We start from the raw sequence: 2,022 nt of genomic DNA on the forward strand, positions 1-2,022 counted from the left end.
CGGGGACGACCAGAGGGCAACGATTTCTGCGTGGGCTGCGTGGGCTGCGGGAACAAGTGCCGACGCCGGGGCAGTGTCGGTGGCTGGTGACAGCATCGCGTCATGACCCAGCTCGCATTGATCATCCGACACCAGACCCGACCCGGCCTGAGGGACGACGTCCGGAAAGTCTGGGAGGCCCACATGGCGCCCGCCGTCGACGCCAACCCCGGCCACCTCGCCTACTTCTTCTGCTTCGACGACACCGATCCCGACTCAATCAGCGCCTTCCAGGTCTACGACAGCGCCGAGTCGTCGCGGCGGTTCCTGGAGACCGACGCCTACGCCGGCTACCTGCGAGACGTCGAGCCGCTGCTGTCCGGTCCGCCGCAGGTCACCCCGCTGACGCCTGTCTGGGCCAAGCGGGCCTAACGACCTGCCCACGGCGTGGCCGGCCACGACCGAGGCCCGTCTAGTATTCGGCGAAGTCGCGCTCCTACATCACTTCGAAGTCTGCCCCATCGTGACCGCTCATGCCGCGTAGCGTGCGCTCGAAGACGCACGTTCTGCCCCTGATGGCTCGCCTCCAACTAGAATCTCGTGCCTTGATGTTGCGTCCGCGTCGCTGGTTCCTGATGGCCGCGCACTGACCAAGTGAGCCCAACTACTCACGCATGATTGCCAACTCGGGTTCACACTCTGGCTATGGACAAGACTGTGAGAGCCCGCACCAACGAGGCGCTGCTGACCGCCCGACAAGGCACTCACTACGCCTCTTGGCGCGCCCATGCTGCTCTCCTGGGGCTGATCGGTGGATACGTCGGCTTGAGTGCCGCCCAGAGCACCCCCGACGCGAACATCGGATTAGGGCTGGGCCTGCTCGCACTGGGCGTCGCGGGCGCGCCATGGAGCATGCCGCCCTTCATGTCCGAGCGAATGACACCTCGACTCTGGGCTGTTCGTTGCTGTTGCCACAGTGGGGGCGATCTTCAACCTCGTGGTTCATGCCACGATCTTGGGATGGAGAAGCGCCCGCAAGACGCTTCGGCGATAACGGCATCTCCGCAGTTCGACCCTGTGCCACGTCCGCGCAGGCCGCGATGTCGGCGATTCACGTTGCCGACAAGCGAAACCAACGACCGCCCGGAGCGGGGCTGCATTGTTGGTCGACGTGCGGTCCACCTGTCACTGCCGGATCGACCGGCACAGGTCGCATGAGATGCTGCGCACGTGGTCTACCCGGCACGCGAACGACGATCCCTGTCGCCGACGTCGCCTGGAGTGCGGGGATACGTGTTGGCGCTCGTCGTCAGCCTGCTCACTCTCGCCGTGGAGATCGGTGTCGTCGACGCACTCGAGCAGGGCACTGCACATGATTTCGTGGACGTGGTGATCGTGGTGGTCCTGTTCGGTGCCGTGCCTGCTGCAGCCATCGGCTCGATAGGTGCCCTCGTGGTCCATTTCGTGACGCGCGGTGCGTCGTCGCAATGGCCTGCAGTCATGCTGGCCGCAGTCGTCGGTCTGGTAGTCGGGCTGATCGTGTGGCGGGGCGACGTCGGAGTCGCGGCCCTGCTGGGGGTTGCGGCGGCAGTGGGTCGATTGGCTGTCGTTCCCTACGCTCGCCGCCGGACGGCGTGACGCCGATTGACCGAGACGTGGCCGACGCCTCTGTGCCTCCTCGCTTCTGCGGCGCTGCGAGTTGCCGCATCTTGCCGCGTAGCGTGCGCTCGGAGACGCACGCTCTTGCCGCTGTCAGCGGTCGCTCATGCCGATGAGCGGAAACATCACCACGGACCGACGCACCGTGCAGGATGTCCTCATGTCCGCTGCCCTCTCGGCTCCTGACCTCAATCGGCTGTTCGACGCTGCTCTCGCGTTCGGCGCAAACTGGCGTCGGCCAGTCGGCGACCTGGCGGGCGAGCATTTCCCGGATCGGTCACAAGACGATCGAGACGCACTCACCACAGTCGTTGAGGATTGCCGTTCGGCGATCGAGGCCCACATCGAGGCGACGCACATCCGCTTGGCGGGCCGTTGGATCAG

At 65.7% G+C, this 2,022-nt stretch carries 3 protein-coding genes; all 3 read left to right on the forward strand.

What is annotated here, in order from left to right; translation table 11 throughout:
• Positions 1-102 precede the first annotated feature (102 nt).
• A complete protein-coding gene (locus tag RMO85_RS03975; protein WP_310526607.1) occupies positions 103-411 on the forward strand; it encodes an antibiotic biosynthesis monooxygenase in 309 nt (102 codons plus the stop codon).
• An 864-nt stretch (positions 412-1,275) separates the two neighbouring features.
• The gene (locus tag RMO85_RS03980) at positions 1,276-1,617 is read left to right on the forward strand and encodes a hypothetical protein (RefSeq protein ID WP_310526609.1); all 342 of its coding nucleotides are present in this window, start codon (positions 1,276-1,278) and stop codon (positions 1,615-1,617) included.
• A gap of 181 nt (positions 1,618-1,798) precedes the next feature.
• The coding region (locus tag RMO85_RS03985) for a hypothetical protein (RefSeq protein ID WP_310526610.1) at positions 1,799-2,022 on the forward strand (224 nt) is incomplete at its 3' end.

The sequence above is a fragment of the Nocardioides sp. genome (genome assembly GCF_031422975.1).
Classification (GTDB): Bacteria; Actinomycetota; Actinomycetes; order Propionibacteriales; family Nocardioidaceae; genus Nocardioides.